This is a genomic window from Clostridium malenominatum (assembly GCF_039521365.1).
Taxonomy (GTDB): domain Bacteria; phylum Bacillota; class Clostridia; order Clostridiales; family Clostridiaceae; genus Clostridium_AW; species Clostridium_AW malenominatum.
The window spans coordinates 907,707-922,672 of sequence record NZ_BAAACF010000001.1 but is presented as its reverse complement, the minus strand read 5'-3'; the positions used below and the strand labels follow the sequence as shown (position 1 = coordinate 922,672).

The window sequence follows — 14,966 nt, the reverse complement described above, 5'->3', positions numbered from 1 at the left end:
TCCCTCCTCAATAAAAAATAAATAATCGTTAATTCAGATAAATCAACTACTACGACACAATTTAAGAAGAATATGTCTTAATTATAAAATTAATTGACTAAAAATAATTATTATTTACTCTGACCTAATACAAGTGTTGCGAATGCAAAAGAAGATTTGTTTATCTTACTTCTAATCAATAAGCAATGTATGGATTTGCCTTCCACCATATAATCATAATATCTTTCCAAGTCTTCGCTTTTCTCAAATATAAATTCTGTATTTCTGTCTTCTACTGAAGTTAATATAAGTGGGTTTATGTCATAATCAGAAACAATATTACCACTTTCATCTACTATATAATCATAGATTTCAAATTCATTTGTTTTAAAATTTATTGCTTCAATTTCAATTTTTTCTCCAAAATAAATTGTTGGCAAATCAATAAACCTTTTCCCAACCATAACACTTTTTATCGATTCTTCAATATCCTCTTCATCTTTATTATTTCTATTTCCATAATAAATTGGCTTTAATTCTTTAGAATCATATGATATTTTAATGGCTGGCTCTTGTATCATCCTATTTTGGCAAGATGCTAAAACTAATAATATTAATAATAAACTAATCATAATAAATGAATTCTTAAATTTTTTCACAATACTTCATCTCCTAAAATATAAATTCTCTTTGCTTCACATTATCTTACAATTCCCACTTATCTCATATGTAAATTATAACATATTTTCCACTTACATCATTAATATTTATGTATATTGTGTTATTTAATTCATTAAATAGTTTCATATATAACCACATGGTAAATAGTGGTATAATGCATATATCAGTTGTTTTGTATTTGTAGATAAAAGCGTAGTAAATAAAATTTATAATTTGTGGGGGTGACTACATGAAGAACAAGAGGTGGGTTTTTTCAATGTCTATGATTTTTATTTTGATAGTGTGTATATCCATAGTAATTATTTCTCGTCCTAAAAGTGATATTGCTTCAATGGAAAAAATGATTTCAAAACGGATTAAAACTAACAAAACAGTTATGGTATATAATGGGACTGTGATTGATGATTATAGACTTGTTAGTTATATACTAAAAGATCCACAGGAGTATCAGGATGTTGGCTATGCACAATTTAGAATAAATAGGAATGGCAATTATGAACTTATTAATGTTATAGATGCAGACAAAACTACTAAAAAAGCACATGATATTACTGTATACGAATTTTCTCAGTTAAAAGTGGGGGATTTTTCAATTACTACAAATTTATTTGTTATCAGTAATAATCCCAAGCTTGCTAAAATAGAACGAATGATGGATAACGGAGAAATTCAAGCAAAAGAAGTTATTACAAATCCATCTATTAGTTTTTTTGAAGATTCAGATGGAGATATTAAAGCTAAATATAACTTTTATGATAAGAGCGGACATATTATTAAATAGCATTGCAAAAGAAGCAAAATAAAAGAGGGTTTGGAGGAGGATTTTAAATGAGTTTTAAAGATTTATTATATAAGTATAAAGACGGAACAGCCTCTGCTGAAGAAATAAAAATAGTAGAAGAAGAACTTGATAAGTATGAATCAATTGAAGAATACTTATCTGAAAAGTATAATTTAGATTTTGAAAAAGATGGCCTGTCTGAAAATATTAATGATGAAACCCCTGTTATTAAAAGAAAGGTAAATAAGAAACTAAAGAAAGTAATATTAGCTTCCGTTTCTATTATATTTTTAATATTATTTGCTACTTATTATGTAGTTTCCCCTGTTGTAAGCAGTTTTTATTATAACCCCTCTCAAAAGACAGTTGGTAGGGTTGGTAAATATTATGATGTTATGTTTCTGCTAATATAACATTTCAAGAGGATTTGAGTATAGAGGAATTTGATGACTTACTACAAAAATATTTCTGGCAAGTTAATTTTAAATGGTCTGGAGTGCGAACTGTTCCCCAGGGTGAACGTACTTACTATATATCTGGATTTTACAACTTTTTTAGTGATGTCCCAACAAACTATCAAGATAGCGCAGATAAAGATAAATACCCTTATTTACAATTAACAGACTATATAAAGGATCCCGATCCTGTAGGCAAGGCAAGGGATTCAATAGAAGAGGCATATACCAAACATTTTATTTCATTATTAACCTATATGAATGATAGACAACAGTTCGTTAAATCTATAAGCAGCTTCGAGATAGAATACTATAAAAACGCTTTAAGCTATGTTGAGAAAAATGGAATAAATATTTATGGAGTTTTAGTTTATGCCGAGGCAAGACATTTGCTAGAATTTATAGCCAATGAAAAAATTAAAACTATAGAAATTAATAGTATTTTACCTTCAAAATATATAAAGTAATAATTCATTTTTATTCGATAATGCAGTAAGCCTAAAAGCCTACTGCATTTCTATTTCCGAATAAGACGGTATTTATATAAAATATTCGGTTTTTAATTTTAGTCATTAAATAAGAAGATTGTGAATTAGCCTCTTTTACTAATTTCATCTGTTATTAATGATTTTGAAATATACATCGCTATTATTATGTTCTTAAAGCGGGTGTGATGAGAGGTACCCTCCGCAAATTTTAGCTGTGCTTTTTCACATTTGCTGATAATTGAAGATACGGGGCGTAGTGCTTCTATCAATTCTTCTTTAGTATATTTGTCCATAACATTTTCATCTGTTATTAATGATTTTGAAATATACATTGCTTTTATCCTGTTCCTAAGGAGTGTGTGTTGAGAGGTACCCTCTGCAAATTTTAGCTGTATTTTTTCACATTTACTGATAGTTGAAGATACAACTCGTAGTGCTTCTATCAATTCTTCTTTTGTGTATTTGTCCATAGCATTTCACCTCAAATTCCAATTTATCTTGTAGAGTAATTAAGTTTACTATTACATATTTTTATACAAATATATCTTAACTCATAGGAAAAGTGTATCATATTTATCACTTTATTACATTAATTTTCATATTCTGAAATATAGTTAAGCATCTTTATTTTGAATAGTTTAATATATAACCACATGGTAAATAGTGGTATAATATATATATATCAATTATTTCGTAATAGTGAGAATCTATTTCAGGCTTAAAAACATACTGATACTATAGATTTAACAGGGGGGAATCGCTTTAGTGAGCAGAAAGAAGTGTATACTAATATTCTTTGTTATATTGATGGTATTTTTATTATATATAAATAGAAATATATCAGAAGAAAAAATAACTTTAGATATCGAAAAACAAATAATTAGAACATTAAAGAAAACTCATGAAATCAATTCTCAACATACTGATGTTAAAACGGAGTTATATGAGGATGTACTAAACAAAAGATTTGTCCTGTATTCCTTTAATAATCCTTTAGTTGGATATAGACATACCGGTTATGCTATATATGAAATTAGACACAATAATAGATTTAAACGTGATGGTTTTGGGTGGAATTCTTCAGCATTTAACGTGAAACATTTAGGCATCAATCAAAAAACAGAAGTTAACACGTATTTAATGGTATATGGGATGAATAAAGCTAACGAAAAACAAATCTATGAGTACACCTGTGGTACAGAAAAGAAAATTATAGAATTTAGTGGAGATTACTTTCTTAAGAAATATCCTTTAGATAGTGTTCCAATTAGTTTTAGAAACATCAATTTAGAATAATACACATTATTAAATTTATATAATATTTTATAATTGTAATTTTATGCGAAGTAAAATTTACCTATATTTTGGGGAGGGATTATAATTGAAAAGAGTATTACTTATGATTATGTTGATTATTCTTTTATTTTCCATAACTGCCTGCAGCAATAATAAAGATATCACTTATGTTGGGGTAAATGCAGAGATTCTAGAAATTAGTAATGTTATTAAAGGAATCGTTGTTAAGGGCTTAGATAACAATAGTATTTTAGGAGAAGAATGCTACGTAAATTGTGAAGGGCCAGATGTATATTTTATATATGTTGATAACACTTCCTCGGAAGTGGCTGATATACAATTCGAGGATTTAGTAGTAGGTGACAAAATAACCGTTGATGTAAAGTCTGTGGAAAATAAGTATGCTTTGACTTCACGAGTTCAACTGTTAACCCAAAGAAAATGAGCATAACTTAACAACTGTTGCTAAGTTATGCTTTAAATATTATTTATCTAGCTGTTCAATTATATACTCAAAACCATGTTTTCTATAATCTTCCCAGAACTCACTGCGGTTTTCTGGGAACTGTACAGGTTCTCTTAAACGTTGCTGTTCTGCAAGAGATTCTTCCTTTGCACGTTTTTCGTAAAATAATCCTTCGCTACATTTTTGGAGAAGGTCTGCACCTTTTTCGTTGTTAACTAAAATTACAGAAACACCTTTTGTATCCATCCACTCAGGAGCGTATTTTTCAATCCCCCAATAATCTGCAATGGTAATATCCGATGCACGGTGAATATCTGTAAATGGACATTCGCTACAGGAAGGACGAGTAATAGTTTTTAATCCAAAGAAAAGTTTATAGAATCTTTCATCGTTAAGGATTTCTTCACTTCCTGAAGTAGTATATAAGAAGGATTTGTTGCTATTTTCGCGAGTCCAGTCAATTATCTTAGATCTAAATTGAACATTGGTTAGCTTTCCACCATGTTCTTTTTCTAATAGCTTTTTGTAATCCTCCCAAATTATAGGGCTAGGAATGCTATGACAAATTAAATCACATACATATAGATTTTCAGTTAATTTAGAATCCCCTATAAATCCTCTAAGTCCAGCAGCCTGACAAGGGGTTCCTGTAAATAGTACTTTTCTTCCCTCTTCTAAGTCTTTGTTAATTTCCTTGAAGATGTCTCCTAGATTGCTTTGTACATATTTTGATATTCTAAATCTATTTCTTTCTTGGTATGTTTCTGCTCTTCTATGAAGTACCTTGAATTCATCGTCGTAGTCCACACCATAAATTACTCCGCCTAGTCCTAGTATGGCATCAGATATTGCAGTAAAAGCTCCTCCAGATGTAGAATTCATTAAAACTTCTTCTGATTTATGCTTGGCTACATAAAAGTCTGGTGTAGTCTTTTCTTTATTATTTCCTTCAGTAATTAAAGGACAAACATTTACACAGCTATAACAGTCTATGCATAGACTCTCATCAATAACAGGATACAAAAATCCTTCTTCATCTGGCTTCATAGTAATTGCTTTTGTAGGACAAATATTATAACAAGCGCTGCATCCACAGCAATTTTCTCTCTTTAAATAAACCCTCTCCATTATAACTCTCCCCTTTGCTTTAATAAAAATATAAATTACTTCCTATAATACTTATTAATAACTATATTTTTATGTTAATATAAATTATGATATCAGACAACAAGATCTTTGAATATTACAATTGCTATCCAGCTAGTTTTGAAGAGTATTTATCAACAAATGGAGGTATAAAATGAAATATTGTATTCTTATGGGAAGCCCACGAAAAAGTGGAAATACATCTAAATTATTAAAGCCGTTTATTGAGGAACTTGAACTTCATCAAGTTCAGCATGATTTGATTTGGCTTTATGATAAGCATATTGAACCTTGTACTGCCTGTCGGAACTGTCAAAAAGACTGGACAATTTTTGGATGTAGACATAGCGATGATACTCAGGAAATTTTTGATAAAATATATGATTGTGATGTGATTATTTTAGCTACACCTATTTATTCATGGTATTGTACACCACCAATGAAATCACTGCTAGACCGTTTGGTGTATGGAATGAATAAGTACTATGGAGATGAAAAAGGTCCTTCTCTTTGGAAGGACAAAAAGTTAGCTGTCATAAGCACTTGTGGGTATAGACCAGAAAATGGAGCTGATTTATTTGAGGAAGGCATTAAACGGTATTGTAAGCATTCTCAACTAAAATATATTGGAATGCTTGCTGAAAGAGATTTTGGGTATAAATCTGTCTTTATAACAGATGATAAAATTGAACATTCAAGGTCATTTGCCAGGCAGCTGATAAACAGTACTTTCTAGACAAACTCTATGAAATCGGATAATCGGTGCTGCCAACGAATTTGAAGTATATAAAATCCAATAAAAAGCCTTAATTTATAAACGCTTCATATTATTTTTACTAAATTCATGCCCTGGTATTCCATTATTAACGTAAACTTTACCTTCCAATGGCTCAAATCCAGATATCTTCATTTCTATTACAACAGGATACGCACCACGATCGTCTGGAAATGTAAAATGAAGGGTATGATTCTTTCCATAAAAAGCAGCTTCTGTTCCATCTCCTGTAAAAACTGCTGTATTAGTAAGGAAAATAACCTTTTTTTCTTCTGTTTTCCCATCTAATTCATATACGGTAAAATCAAAAGAAGTATCCGTCACATTGGAAATGACAACTTGACAATAGGTTTCCAAGATATTGTCTCCAAAATTCCTGTCATCGAAATAAGTGCCTTCATATAATTTAACTTTACCCCTTACTTTATCTTCTTCATCTTTCTCTAATTTTTCAGTTGGGTTTACTTCTTTTTTTTCGTCCTGTGATATTGAAGAGTTCTCTTTATTGTAAGAATCAGTTTTAGATGTATTCATAGAGCAACCAATTAATATATTTGAAAGGAATAAGGATAAAACAACAAGAATAAATTCTTTCTTTAAAAATTTTGCTTTCATTTAATATACAACATCCTTCCCTAAATTAAGTTAATTCTTTATAAGCTGATATACAGAGAAAAAGGTTAATAAAAGAAATAAAAATGTATAGTTAATAATTTCTTTATTTTCTTTTTCATCTCTAGTGGCTTTACATTTTAAGTAAACTAAGAATGAAAATAATAAAGCTATGCTAGATAAAGCAACTCTAAATATTTCAGAATATAATTTAGGATTTTTAAATTCGGGATTTTCAATTGTAATAATAAAGGCTGGAATGAAAAGAAATTTATATAATGTAATATATCCCTTTCCATCTAAGATATCTTCCTGCAATTCATGTAAAAATTTATTTTTCATAAAATCACCCCATCAAAATACAAATAATCCTTACTAAGTAATTTCTTACTATATATGAATTAGCTCACATAGAAATTATAACATATTTTACATATTACTGTAATCGGCTTTCCCATGATATGGAAATAATAATAACCTTGAATATATAATGGAAAACGACATAGTAATAAAATATAGAAAAAAGCAACCAATGGCAATGCAAAAGTTGCTTTTTTACTTAGTTTTAATTGTATTTTTCCTTATTTATTCTCCACTTAACTATAAAATCATCAGAATCTTTTTTAAATAAATTTTCAAGCTCCTCTGAATGTCCTACAAAGGATGTTTTACAATTGTTACACATATATTCAACAACTTCATCAATTGTTTCCTCACCTTTAAATAAATCAACTTTATAAGTTTTTTTATCAGAAAAAACAAAAACTAAGCTATTTGTTTTACCAGCTGGAACAAAACCATATATCTTTTTCTGTATAGTTTCTTTATATACCCACATTAACTCTCTAAGGGGAAGAGCAAATACAATCTGCTGAGTTTCCACAATAATATAATTTTTAGTTATAGTAATAGGCACATTTCTGTATACATCAGGTAGATTAAGCTCATTATCAATTTGTGTACAGGCCATTTCAATATCTCCATTTGAAAAATTCTTAAGACTTTTTAATGCCATAGTATTTCTTCTCATAACACCTATATATAGAACTAAAACGAATATAACACATAAAGCTGCATATACAAAATAAGTTGAAGCTGAATTCATTGGACTTTGGTATTCTAAATATTGAAGATATGGTACTAATTGAAATCCCCCTGAAAGTGAGTGGTTATCTTTCATTGCTTTTTTTATATCTTCCAGTTCATCATCTTCAAGTTCTACTAATCTTCCCTTTAATATATAAGGTCCCTTTTCTTGTTTCATAAGTTTTTTATATTCATCCTTTGGAACAGATACTGCTAATGTATATGGAGCTAATCTTATAGCTACAAATTTTGCTTTAACATCCTCTGATATTTTTATTCCTAATTTGCTAATGGTTTCTGTTATTACAATATCTAAATCATATAACTCATCTGATGAAATTTCTATATAACTATCATCGTCAAGGGCTTTATTATAATCTTCAAAAGTCTTAACCACAGTTGCATTGTTTGTCTTATCATAATATGTATATATTCCAATACCTATAATTCCCAAAACAATCAGCGCACAAAATATCAGTGCCATAATTCTATAAGCCCATCTTCTCCTATAAGTATACATAAAGTATGATTGGTTCATTAATAAAATCCTCCTCTTTAACCCTTTTATGTCTAAATGTCTATGTACTCTATAATATTATCGATTTTTCCAAATAATGCTGAAGGTTTTTCCCAATTATTTTTCCATTTATACCCATGATACCTACAATTGGATCTAAAACTTCAGGTGTATGTGACCCTTTGATTTATATACTAAAGTGGCGACGAGGATATTTCTGAAGCTTTAGCTATGTGGAGATACGCAAATAATTTTCATCTATTTAGATCATTAATATGTGCTCGAATAGTAGGATTAAAATGTGAAAGAAATCAAACCAAAATTTGCTTAATTATATAGAAAATTAATGTTATAATATTGTAAATATAAAAGGAGAATTAAGCATGAATAATTTTGAATTTGTAGCTGGAAGTAGAGAGTTACTTGATTTTATAAAACCTTTATGGGAAAAGTTGAATAAACATCACGAAGCTAACTCAGACCATTTTTCAGATAGCTTCATGAATCTTAAATTTGAGATTAGAAAAAAGAAATTTGTTAATGATAACAGTTTGGAAGTTAAAGTGGATTTAATTAAAGATGTAGAGAGAGACTTATATATTGGTTATTGTATTAGTATAATTAATAAAGAATTAATCGGAGAAATTGAATCTCTTTTTGTTGAAAAAGAATATCGTAAATATGGTTTAGGGGACAAATTAATGAATAGAGCATTAGAATGGCTAAATAGCAATCAAGTAAAAACAAAGATAATCGGGGTAACAGAAGGAAATGAAAATGTATTAGAATTTTATAAAAGGTATGGTTTTTATAAAAAGAGAGTAATTTTAGAGCAGAAAAGTTAATAGACAAGGTAAATAGCTTTAAATTTTAAAAAACTATTTACCTTCTTTTTTATTTAGCGTATTTACTCATTATCTATCTGTAGTTTTCAAAACATAGGTATTCCACAAAACCATTATGGTTCCAATACCTGCCATAACTTTAAAAGCAAAATTTAAAGAAATAGCATCCCCTATCTTACCAATCAAAGGAAATATAAATATCATCAAGAAGCTGAACACCATACTTTCAAAAGATAATATAGTAGCTCTATTTTCGCTAGGTATCAGCTTATTAATATAATCACTTATGGTAACATAAGCAATTGAATCTGCTATGCCAATGACAACATAAAATATTGGTGAATAATCCGTTAAAGCAATTCCCCACAGGGCTAAAATAATTATAAAGGGCATAAAAACAAGTATTCCTTTTTCCTTTAATATCCTTTCTAATTTATAAACTTTTGTTGCCATGATTCCTGCAAGTAATGAGGATATGGATAAATAAATCCCTATTTTAAACTCAGAATGCCCTTGAACCTTCCAGTAATTTTGAAGATAATAAAATAATGTGGTAATAAATAAAGATATAACATTGATAAACACAATAAAAAATCCCACTTTTTTATTATTTTTAATTACTTTTACACTATCTACTACCTGTGTTTTCAATAAATTTAAAACTTTTTTATTTCCCCCCTTTTCCCTATGAATATCAGGTTCAACAAAGGAAACTGCTTGTACCAAAGTTATACATGCTATTACAGCACTTAAAACAAAAGGGAGTAAGTAATTCTTAGCAGCTAAATATCCTCCTAAAGGTAATGCAACAAGAGTACCAATTTGCATAAACATCTCCTTATTACCGTTAACCTTCATATACTCTTCTTCTTTTCCTATCTCCTTTAAGGAATCATAAATCAAAGCATCCCCTGCTCCCGATTCTAAATTATAAGATATGGCTGAAATAGCAAAAGATAAGGCAAACATATAAAAATTATTTGAAAATATTAATACTATAGTGCCTATGAAAGAAAATGCTCTTCCAAGTATTCTACTAATCTTTCTTCCCCACAAATCCGCAACAACTCCCGTAGGTACTTCCATACAAAAGGAGGTTAAATGAAATATCCCCTCTAAAATTCCTAATTGTGTTAGGCTCATTCCCTTTACAGCAAGGTATATCATCCACACCCCTTGAGTTAAATCAAGTCTATTTAAAAAGATAAATATATAATTTTTAACTATATTAGATTTTAATTTATATTTATTAGCTTCCATAATAATTTCCTCCGTTATATTTACTGGGTTCTATAAGTCTTTGCTTTTTACCCTCCCACCAAAATGCGCGCAAAAAAGCCTAAATAGATAGGTTTCTACTTAGGCTTATATTTTTAACTATATTATAATTTCTTTATTTTAAATCTAAGTTTGAAAGATTCTACTACTGGTTACTTCACAATATATTCAATTTTGGACGCACTTTTCCCACAGTATCCAAAAATGAATGTTATATTGCATATTACACTCAAATAATCTCGAATGTATGAATAACCAAACGTACTCATCTTTTACCTCACTTAAAATTTTATTCACTATAAATTATAGCATGATTTATAAATTATGACTATATATTTACGACTTTCAAAATAATAAATTCCTCATGATACCTAATGCCAATTCCGTTACATAAACTGTAAAACAAGCAGATAATGCTACCGTAAGCAGCCCTTTCTCTCTAAAAGCTAAAAAAACTGCAATAACTCCTCCTGCAATGGCAGACCATATAGAAGATGTGGAGGTTAAAATTTCTGGAAACGTCATTGCACCAAGGACAGCATAAGGAACGTAAAATAAAAAGGACTTTAAAAAAGGGCTTTCTATTTTTTGTTTAAATATAACCATAGGAAGCATTCTAATAAGATATGTAACCCCTGCCATTACAAAAATATATATTAAAATTCTATAAGTACTCATTAATCCGCCTCCCTAATAGGAAATAATTTAGCTCCCAAGGCTGAAGCTACCACAGCACATATAATAATTACAAAGCCACCTGAAAGTCTATTGAGTACAGGGGTAAAGCGCAAAATGCAGCTAATAATCATAGATGCCACCATTACCTTTAGTACAGGACGATAACGCTTTGCAGGGGGAATAATAATTGCAATAAACATTCCGTAGATTGCAATACTTAAAGCCGAACGTAATGTTTCAGGCAAAATGCTACCTGCTGCCGCTCCCATGAAAGTACCTAAAGCCCACCCAAAGTACGGAGCAGTTATTAAGCCGTACATATAACGTCTTCCAATCTCATATGGTTGTCCACTTGCCACCGCAAAAACTTCATCCGTAATGCCAAAAGATATTAAAATTCTGTGAAATCTGCTCATAGACTTGTCTGCTTTTTGGGAAAGAGACAAAGACATTAAAGCATATCGCATATTTATTATAAACTGTGTCAGTGCCATTTCTAAACAAGGGGCACCGGCAGAAATCAAACCAATCCCGGCAAACTGTCCCGCGGAGGTAAGGTTTGTCATTGAAATAAATACAGCCACCCAGATAGGAAGCTTCATATTTACTGCCATCATGCCAAAGGTAAAAGATATTGGCAGATATCCCAGAGCAATAGGCATGCCCTCCTTAAAACCCTTGGAATAGCTATTTATAGATTCAATCTGTTCCATTCTATGATTTACTCCTTTGTTGCATAAAATAATAACCGTTCATAGTTTATCACTTATTACCATTTTAGACAAGTCCTTCAGGTTTTTTTTAAGGTTATTACTTCAAACGTTTTTTAGCTTCTGTTACTATCCACAATTTATTACCCTTGTCCACCACTTCTCTATATCTTTTCTGTGCAGAGTCCATATCCCCAGTCTCCTCATCTATTATTGCTAGATTATATAACACACTTATCCTTACACGTTTACTTAACTTATCATTTAATAACTCTTGAAATTTTTCTCTACTTTCCTCATATCTATTTAAAAACAAAAACCTTTCTGCCACTAGCAATTTCATAGCTAAAGTCATTCTTTGATTCACAGGTGATAATAAGGGAACTTCATTCTCGAATATTTCTTCTGCATAAGAAACTTCTCCAAGTTCATATAAGCAAGATAATAAATTTAATGTATATATAAGTAATGTGCCATTTTTTGCTGACAAATAAGTTTTGTCAATGGACAGCAAAAGTTCCTTTGCCTTTTGGAATTCTCCCATAACAATAAGTCCTGCTGCTTTATCAATGTTTAAATAAGTATTATATTTAATTTTTTTACCCACAATGTCCCTTTGCTTCTCTATAGCCTCTAAAAACCTTTCAGGATCACACTCTTCTTCTAATAAGTCCATTCTTTTTTTATTTCTCATATAGCCAATAATTATGTAACAAATCATTACAATAGTAAATGTAATGATTCCTGCTATAATAACATTCTTAATTAAAACTGAGGATATAATCATCAATAAAAAAGTGAAAACTATAAATCCAATACGGTTTACTAACATATCATCGTCTCCTTAATAAAAAATAATTTACCCTTTCTACCTTCATCTTTTATTTGTATTATATTTACATTATATCATGGTTATTGTTTATATAAATTTTTTTGGGGTTAAAACTTTTTAGGATAAATATAAAATGCGTTAGTTCAAAAATTGAAATTTATGGTATATTTAATATATATAGTGGGACTTTCCATATTAAAACAACTTTTAGAATTGAAAGGAGATGAACTAAATGAAAAAGATAGAAAAAATATTATTAATTTTTTCTATTATGCTAATTACGTTAACGCTTGGTTTTTGTGCAATGTGGATAGAAAGAGATAAAACTACTAACGTACGAAATTATAATAAATATTTCGGAAATGAGGGTAATATAACAGTTGCCTAAAAGTTATAAAAATGTATAAAAATATAGTAATACTTATAACTTTAGCACTGTTTAGCCTCGTATGTAGAGAAATCTGCATAGGACACGACCTTAAAACCAGTAATTCCTAAAGCCTTACTACCACAATAAGATGTGAAATATGGTCTTATGAAGGTTGCGAAAGCTGAAACAAGTGTAAGGATTGATATATGGTTAAAACCTAAGTATCAGTACAATGGATCTTTGGTCGCCAAGTCTCGAATAGAGAAAGGTCAAACGACTATCCCGCGAGGGAGTACACTGCAAGCTATTGGCGGTGGAAATGGGTCGCCCTTAACACATAATGGTGAAGGTGAAGAAATAGTCTACGCACGTTCCGAAAGGAAGTGGCAATTAGCGTAAGCAAAATTGCATCTATAAAGTAGCGTTTATAGATAAATATCATAAAACCTATAAAAGTGTAAATTTAGTTAAATTCACAATGGAAACAAAAGTTCGATTTAATCGTATGAAATCACCTCAATTGGGAAAACTATACCATAAGAGATGAGGTGAAGAAGGAATGCAGGGATTTAAAATAAGGCTTGAACCTAATAATAAGCAAATTACTAAATTGTTTCAATGTGCAGGAGTTAGAAGATTTGCTTATAACTGGACTTTAGGTAGGCAACAAGAAAACTACACCCTAAAGGGTACAGGTAAAAATGGTGGAAGATTTATTAATGATAAGGATTTAAGAAAGGAATTTACTCAGCTAAAAAAACTTGATGAGTATAAATGGCTAAATTATTATAGCAACAATATAACAAAGCAGGCTACAAAAGATGCTTGTGATGCTTATACGAAGTTTTTTAGCGGTAAAAGTAAATTTCCTAAATTCAAAAGCAGAAAAAAATCTAAGCCTAGCTTTTATGTTGATACAGTAAAAATTAAGTTTACCGAAACCCATGTAAAGCTAGAAAAACTTACTGAAAGCAAAAAGAAAAATAAACAAAAATTCAATTGGATTAAGCTATCAGAAAAAGAGAAAGTCCCCTTCGGCGAAGGAGTAGAATACTTAAATCCAAGAATAAGTTTTGATGGTTTATATTGGTATATTAGTGTAAATGTTAAAGTTCAGAAAGAGGAAAAAGTAAAATTAATTCCTGAACCTTTAGGTATTGATGTTGGTATAAAAGATTTAGCTGTATGTTCAAATGGCGAAAAATATGACAACATCAATAAAACACCTAAAATAAAGAAATTAGAAAAGCGATTAAAAAGACTACAAAGAAGAGTTTCAAGAAAATATGAAATGAATAGAGATGGTAAAAAATATGCCAAAACTAAAAATATCATAAAGCTTGAAGCTAAAATTAATAAGTTGCATAAAAAACTAACTAACACTCGAACAGATTACAGGCATAAAACAACTACCGAAATAGTGAAAACCAAGCCATGGAGGATAGTTGTTGAAGATTTAAATGTTAGTGGTATGATGAAAAATAGACATTTGTCTAAGTCTATATCACAGCAGGGATTGCATGAATTTCACACTATGCTGGAATATAAATGTAAAAAGTATGGCATAGAATTTATAAGAGCAGATAAATGGTACCCTTCCAGTAAAACTTGTTCAGAATGTGGCTATATAAAACAGAAACTATCCCTTTCTGAAAGAGAGTTTAACTGTGAAGAATGTGGAATTTCTATAGATAGAGATTTGAATGCAGCTATTAATTTGTCAAGATACAAAGTATCCTAATACATGTAGGGTGAGTTACACCCGAAATTACGCTCTTGGAGTGTCATAAAAACCAAAGTAGCTAAGGTGAAATGGGATACAATGAATAGAGAAATAAACATAAAAGTGTGGATTTAATTAAATTTATAGCTTTTAATAGGTTTTATGTAACGGTACACATATCAATGATATATTCCCCAAAAGTATCCCAGATTCAGCAAAAGTTGAAGATTTTTGTTATTATTATTATA

Annotated in this window: 19 protein-coding genes; 9 read left to right on the top strand and 10 right to left on the bottom strand. The window is 29.8% G+C overall.

Features of this window, described 5'->3' with window-relative positions; genetic code table 11:
* Nucleotides 1-110: 110 nt before the first annotated feature.
* Nucleotides 111-638, bottom strand: coding sequence for a hypothetical protein (locus ABDZ69_RS04600; protein WP_343767111.1), 528 nt, complete (start codon nt 636-638; stop codon nt 111-113).
* A gap of 251 nt (nt 639-889) precedes the next feature.
* On the opposite strand from ABDZ69_RS04600, the gene ABDZ69_RS04595 reads away from it, so the two are divergent.
* From ABDZ69_RS04595 to ABDZ69_RS04585, 3 genes are read left to right on the top strand one after another with little or no spacing between them, the layout of a single operon-like run.
* Nucleotides 890-1,441 (top strand): hypothetical protein, encoded by a 552-nt coding sequence (locus tag ABDZ69_RS04595; protein ID WP_343767110.1) that lies wholly within the window; start codon nt 890-892, stop codon nt 1,439-1,441.
* Nucleotides 1,442-1,488: 47 nt separating this feature from the next.
* Nucleotides 1,489-1,854 (top strand): hypothetical protein, encoded by a 366-nt coding sequence (locus ABDZ69_RS04590; protein ID WP_343767107.1) that lies wholly within the window; start codon nt 1,489-1,491, stop codon nt 1,852-1,854.
* A 14-nt stretch (nt 1,855-1,868) separates the two neighbouring features.
* Nucleotides 1,869-2,363: an anti sigma factor C-terminal domain-containing protein gene (locus ABDZ69_RS04585; protein WP_343767106.1), complete on the top strand. Its 495-nt coding sequence runs from the start codon at nt 1,869-1,871 to the stop codon at nt 2,361-2,363.
* A gap of 125 nt (nt 2,364-2,488) precedes the next feature.
* Here the strand turns inward: ABDZ69_RS04585 and ABDZ69_RS04580 are convergent, their stop codons facing one another.
* Nucleotides 2,489-2,854, bottom strand: a complete 366-nt coding sequence (locus ABDZ69_RS04580; RefSeq protein WP_343767104.1) for a hypothetical protein — start codon at nt 2,852-2,854, stop codon at nt 2,489-2,491.
* 295 nt (nt 2,855-3,149) lie between these two features.
* On the opposite strand from ABDZ69_RS04580, the gene ABDZ69_RS04575 reads away from it, so the two are divergent.
* Nucleotides 3,150-3,680 carry a hypothetical protein gene (locus ABDZ69_RS04575; protein WP_343767103.1) on the top strand — a complete coding sequence of 177 codons (531 nt, stop codon included), beginning with the start codon at nt 3,150-3,152 and terminating at the stop codon, nt 3,678-3,680.
* Between the two features lie 85 nt (nt 3,681-3,765).
* Complete coding sequence (locus tag ABDZ69_RS04570; RefSeq protein WP_343767100.1) at nt 3,766-4,125, top strand: hypothetical protein; 360 nt, start codon at nt 3,766-3,768, stop codon at nt 4,123-4,125.
* 39 nt (nt 4,126-4,164) lie between these two features.
* Here ABDZ69_RS04570 and ABDZ69_RS04565 read toward each other — a convergent pair whose 3' ends face one another.
* Complete coding sequence (locus ABDZ69_RS04565; protein ID WP_343767099.1) at nt 4,165-5,274, bottom strand: Coenzyme F420 hydrogenase/dehydrogenase, beta subunit C-terminal domain; 1,110 nt, start codon at nt 5,272-5,274, stop codon at nt 4,165-4,167.
* A 172-nt stretch (nt 5,275-5,446) separates the two neighbouring features.
* Between ABDZ69_RS04565 and ABDZ69_RS04560 the strand changes: the two genes are divergently transcribed.
* Nucleotides 5,447-6,028, top strand: a complete 582-nt coding sequence (locus ABDZ69_RS04560) for a flavodoxin family protein (RefSeq protein WP_343767097.1) — start codon at nt 5,447-5,449, stop codon at nt 6,026-6,028.
* Nucleotides 6,029-6,103: 75 nt separating this feature from the next.
* On the opposite strand, the gene ABDZ69_RS04555 is transcribed toward ABDZ69_RS04560, so the two are convergent.
* The 3 genes from ABDZ69_RS04555 to ABDZ69_RS04545 all read right to left on the bottom strand — a co-directional run bounded on the left by ABDZ69_RS04555 (nt 6,104) and on the right by ABDZ69_RS04545 (nt 8,285).
* Complete coding sequence (locus ABDZ69_RS04555; RefSeq protein WP_343767094.1) at nt 6,104-6,682, bottom strand: hypothetical protein; 579 nt, start codon at nt 6,680-6,682, stop codon at nt 6,104-6,106.
* A gap of 30 nt (nt 6,683-6,712) precedes the next feature.
* The gene (locus ABDZ69_RS04550; protein WP_343767093.1) at nt 6,713-7,021 is read right to left on the bottom strand and encodes a hypothetical protein; all 309 of its coding nucleotides are present in this window, start codon (nt 7,019-7,021) and stop codon (nt 6,713-6,715) included.
* Nucleotides 7,022-7,244: 223 nt separating this feature from the next.
* On the bottom strand, nt 7,245-8,285 hold the full coding sequence (locus tag ABDZ69_RS04545; protein WP_343767091.1) for a DUF6709 family protein: 1,041 nt from the start codon (nt 8,283-8,285) through the stop codon (nt 7,245-7,247).
* A gap of 380 nt (nt 8,286-8,665) precedes the next feature.
* On the opposite strand from ABDZ69_RS04545, the gene ABDZ69_RS04540 reads away from it, so the two are divergent.
* Nucleotides 8,666-9,127 carry a GNAT family N-acetyltransferase gene (locus tag ABDZ69_RS04540; protein ID WP_343767089.1) on the top strand — a complete coding sequence of 154 codons (462 nt, stop codon included), beginning with the start codon at nt 8,666-8,668 and terminating at the stop codon, nt 9,125-9,127.
* 69 nt (nt 9,128-9,196) lie between these two features.
* Here ABDZ69_RS04540 and ABDZ69_RS04535 read toward each other — a convergent pair whose 3' ends face one another.
* The 4 genes from ABDZ69_RS04535 to ABDZ69_RS04520 form a co-directional block, all read right to left on the bottom strand.
* The gene (locus tag ABDZ69_RS04535) at nt 9,197-10,387 is read right to left on the bottom strand and encodes an MFS transporter (RefSeq protein ID WP_343767087.1); all 1,191 of its coding nucleotides are present in this window, start codon (nt 10,385-10,387) and stop codon (nt 9,197-9,199) included.
* A 363-nt stretch (nt 10,388-10,750) separates the two neighbouring features.
* Nucleotides 10,751-11,083 carry an AzlD domain-containing protein gene (locus tag ABDZ69_RS04530; RefSeq protein ID WP_343767085.1) on the bottom strand — a complete coding sequence of 111 codons (333 nt, stop codon included), beginning with the start codon at nt 11,081-11,083 and terminating at the stop codon, nt 10,751-10,753.
* The gene (locus tag ABDZ69_RS04525; protein WP_343767083.1) at nt 11,083-11,796 is read right to left on the bottom strand and encodes an AzlC family ABC transporter permease; all 714 of its coding nucleotides are present in this window, start codon (nt 11,794-11,796) and stop codon (nt 11,083-11,085) included. The genes ABDZ69_RS04530 and ABDZ69_RS04525 overlap by 1 nt, the downstream gene beginning before the upstream one ends.
* A 97-nt stretch (nt 11,797-11,893) precedes the next feature.
* Entirely contained in the window at nt 11,894-12,625 is a 732-nt protein-coding gene (locus ABDZ69_RS04520; RefSeq protein WP_343767082.1) for a tetratricopeptide repeat protein, read from the bottom strand.
* 232 nt (nt 12,626-12,857) lie between these two features.
* Here ABDZ69_RS04520 and ABDZ69_RS04515 point away from each other — a divergent pair, with 232 nt between their 5' ends.
* Nucleotides 12,858-13,013, top strand: a complete 156-nt coding sequence (locus ABDZ69_RS04515) for a hypothetical protein (RefSeq protein WP_343767080.1) — start codon at nt 12,858-12,860, stop codon at nt 13,011-13,013.
* A 541-nt stretch (nt 13,014-13,554) separates the two neighbouring features.
* The gene (locus tag ABDZ69_RS04510) at nt 13,555-14,736 is read left to right on the top strand and encodes an RNA-guided endonuclease InsQ/TnpB family protein (RefSeq protein WP_343767078.1); all 1,182 of its coding nucleotides are present in this window, start codon (nt 13,555-13,557) and stop codon (nt 14,734-14,736) included.
* The last annotated feature ends 230 nt before the right edge of the window (nt 14,737-14,966 follow it).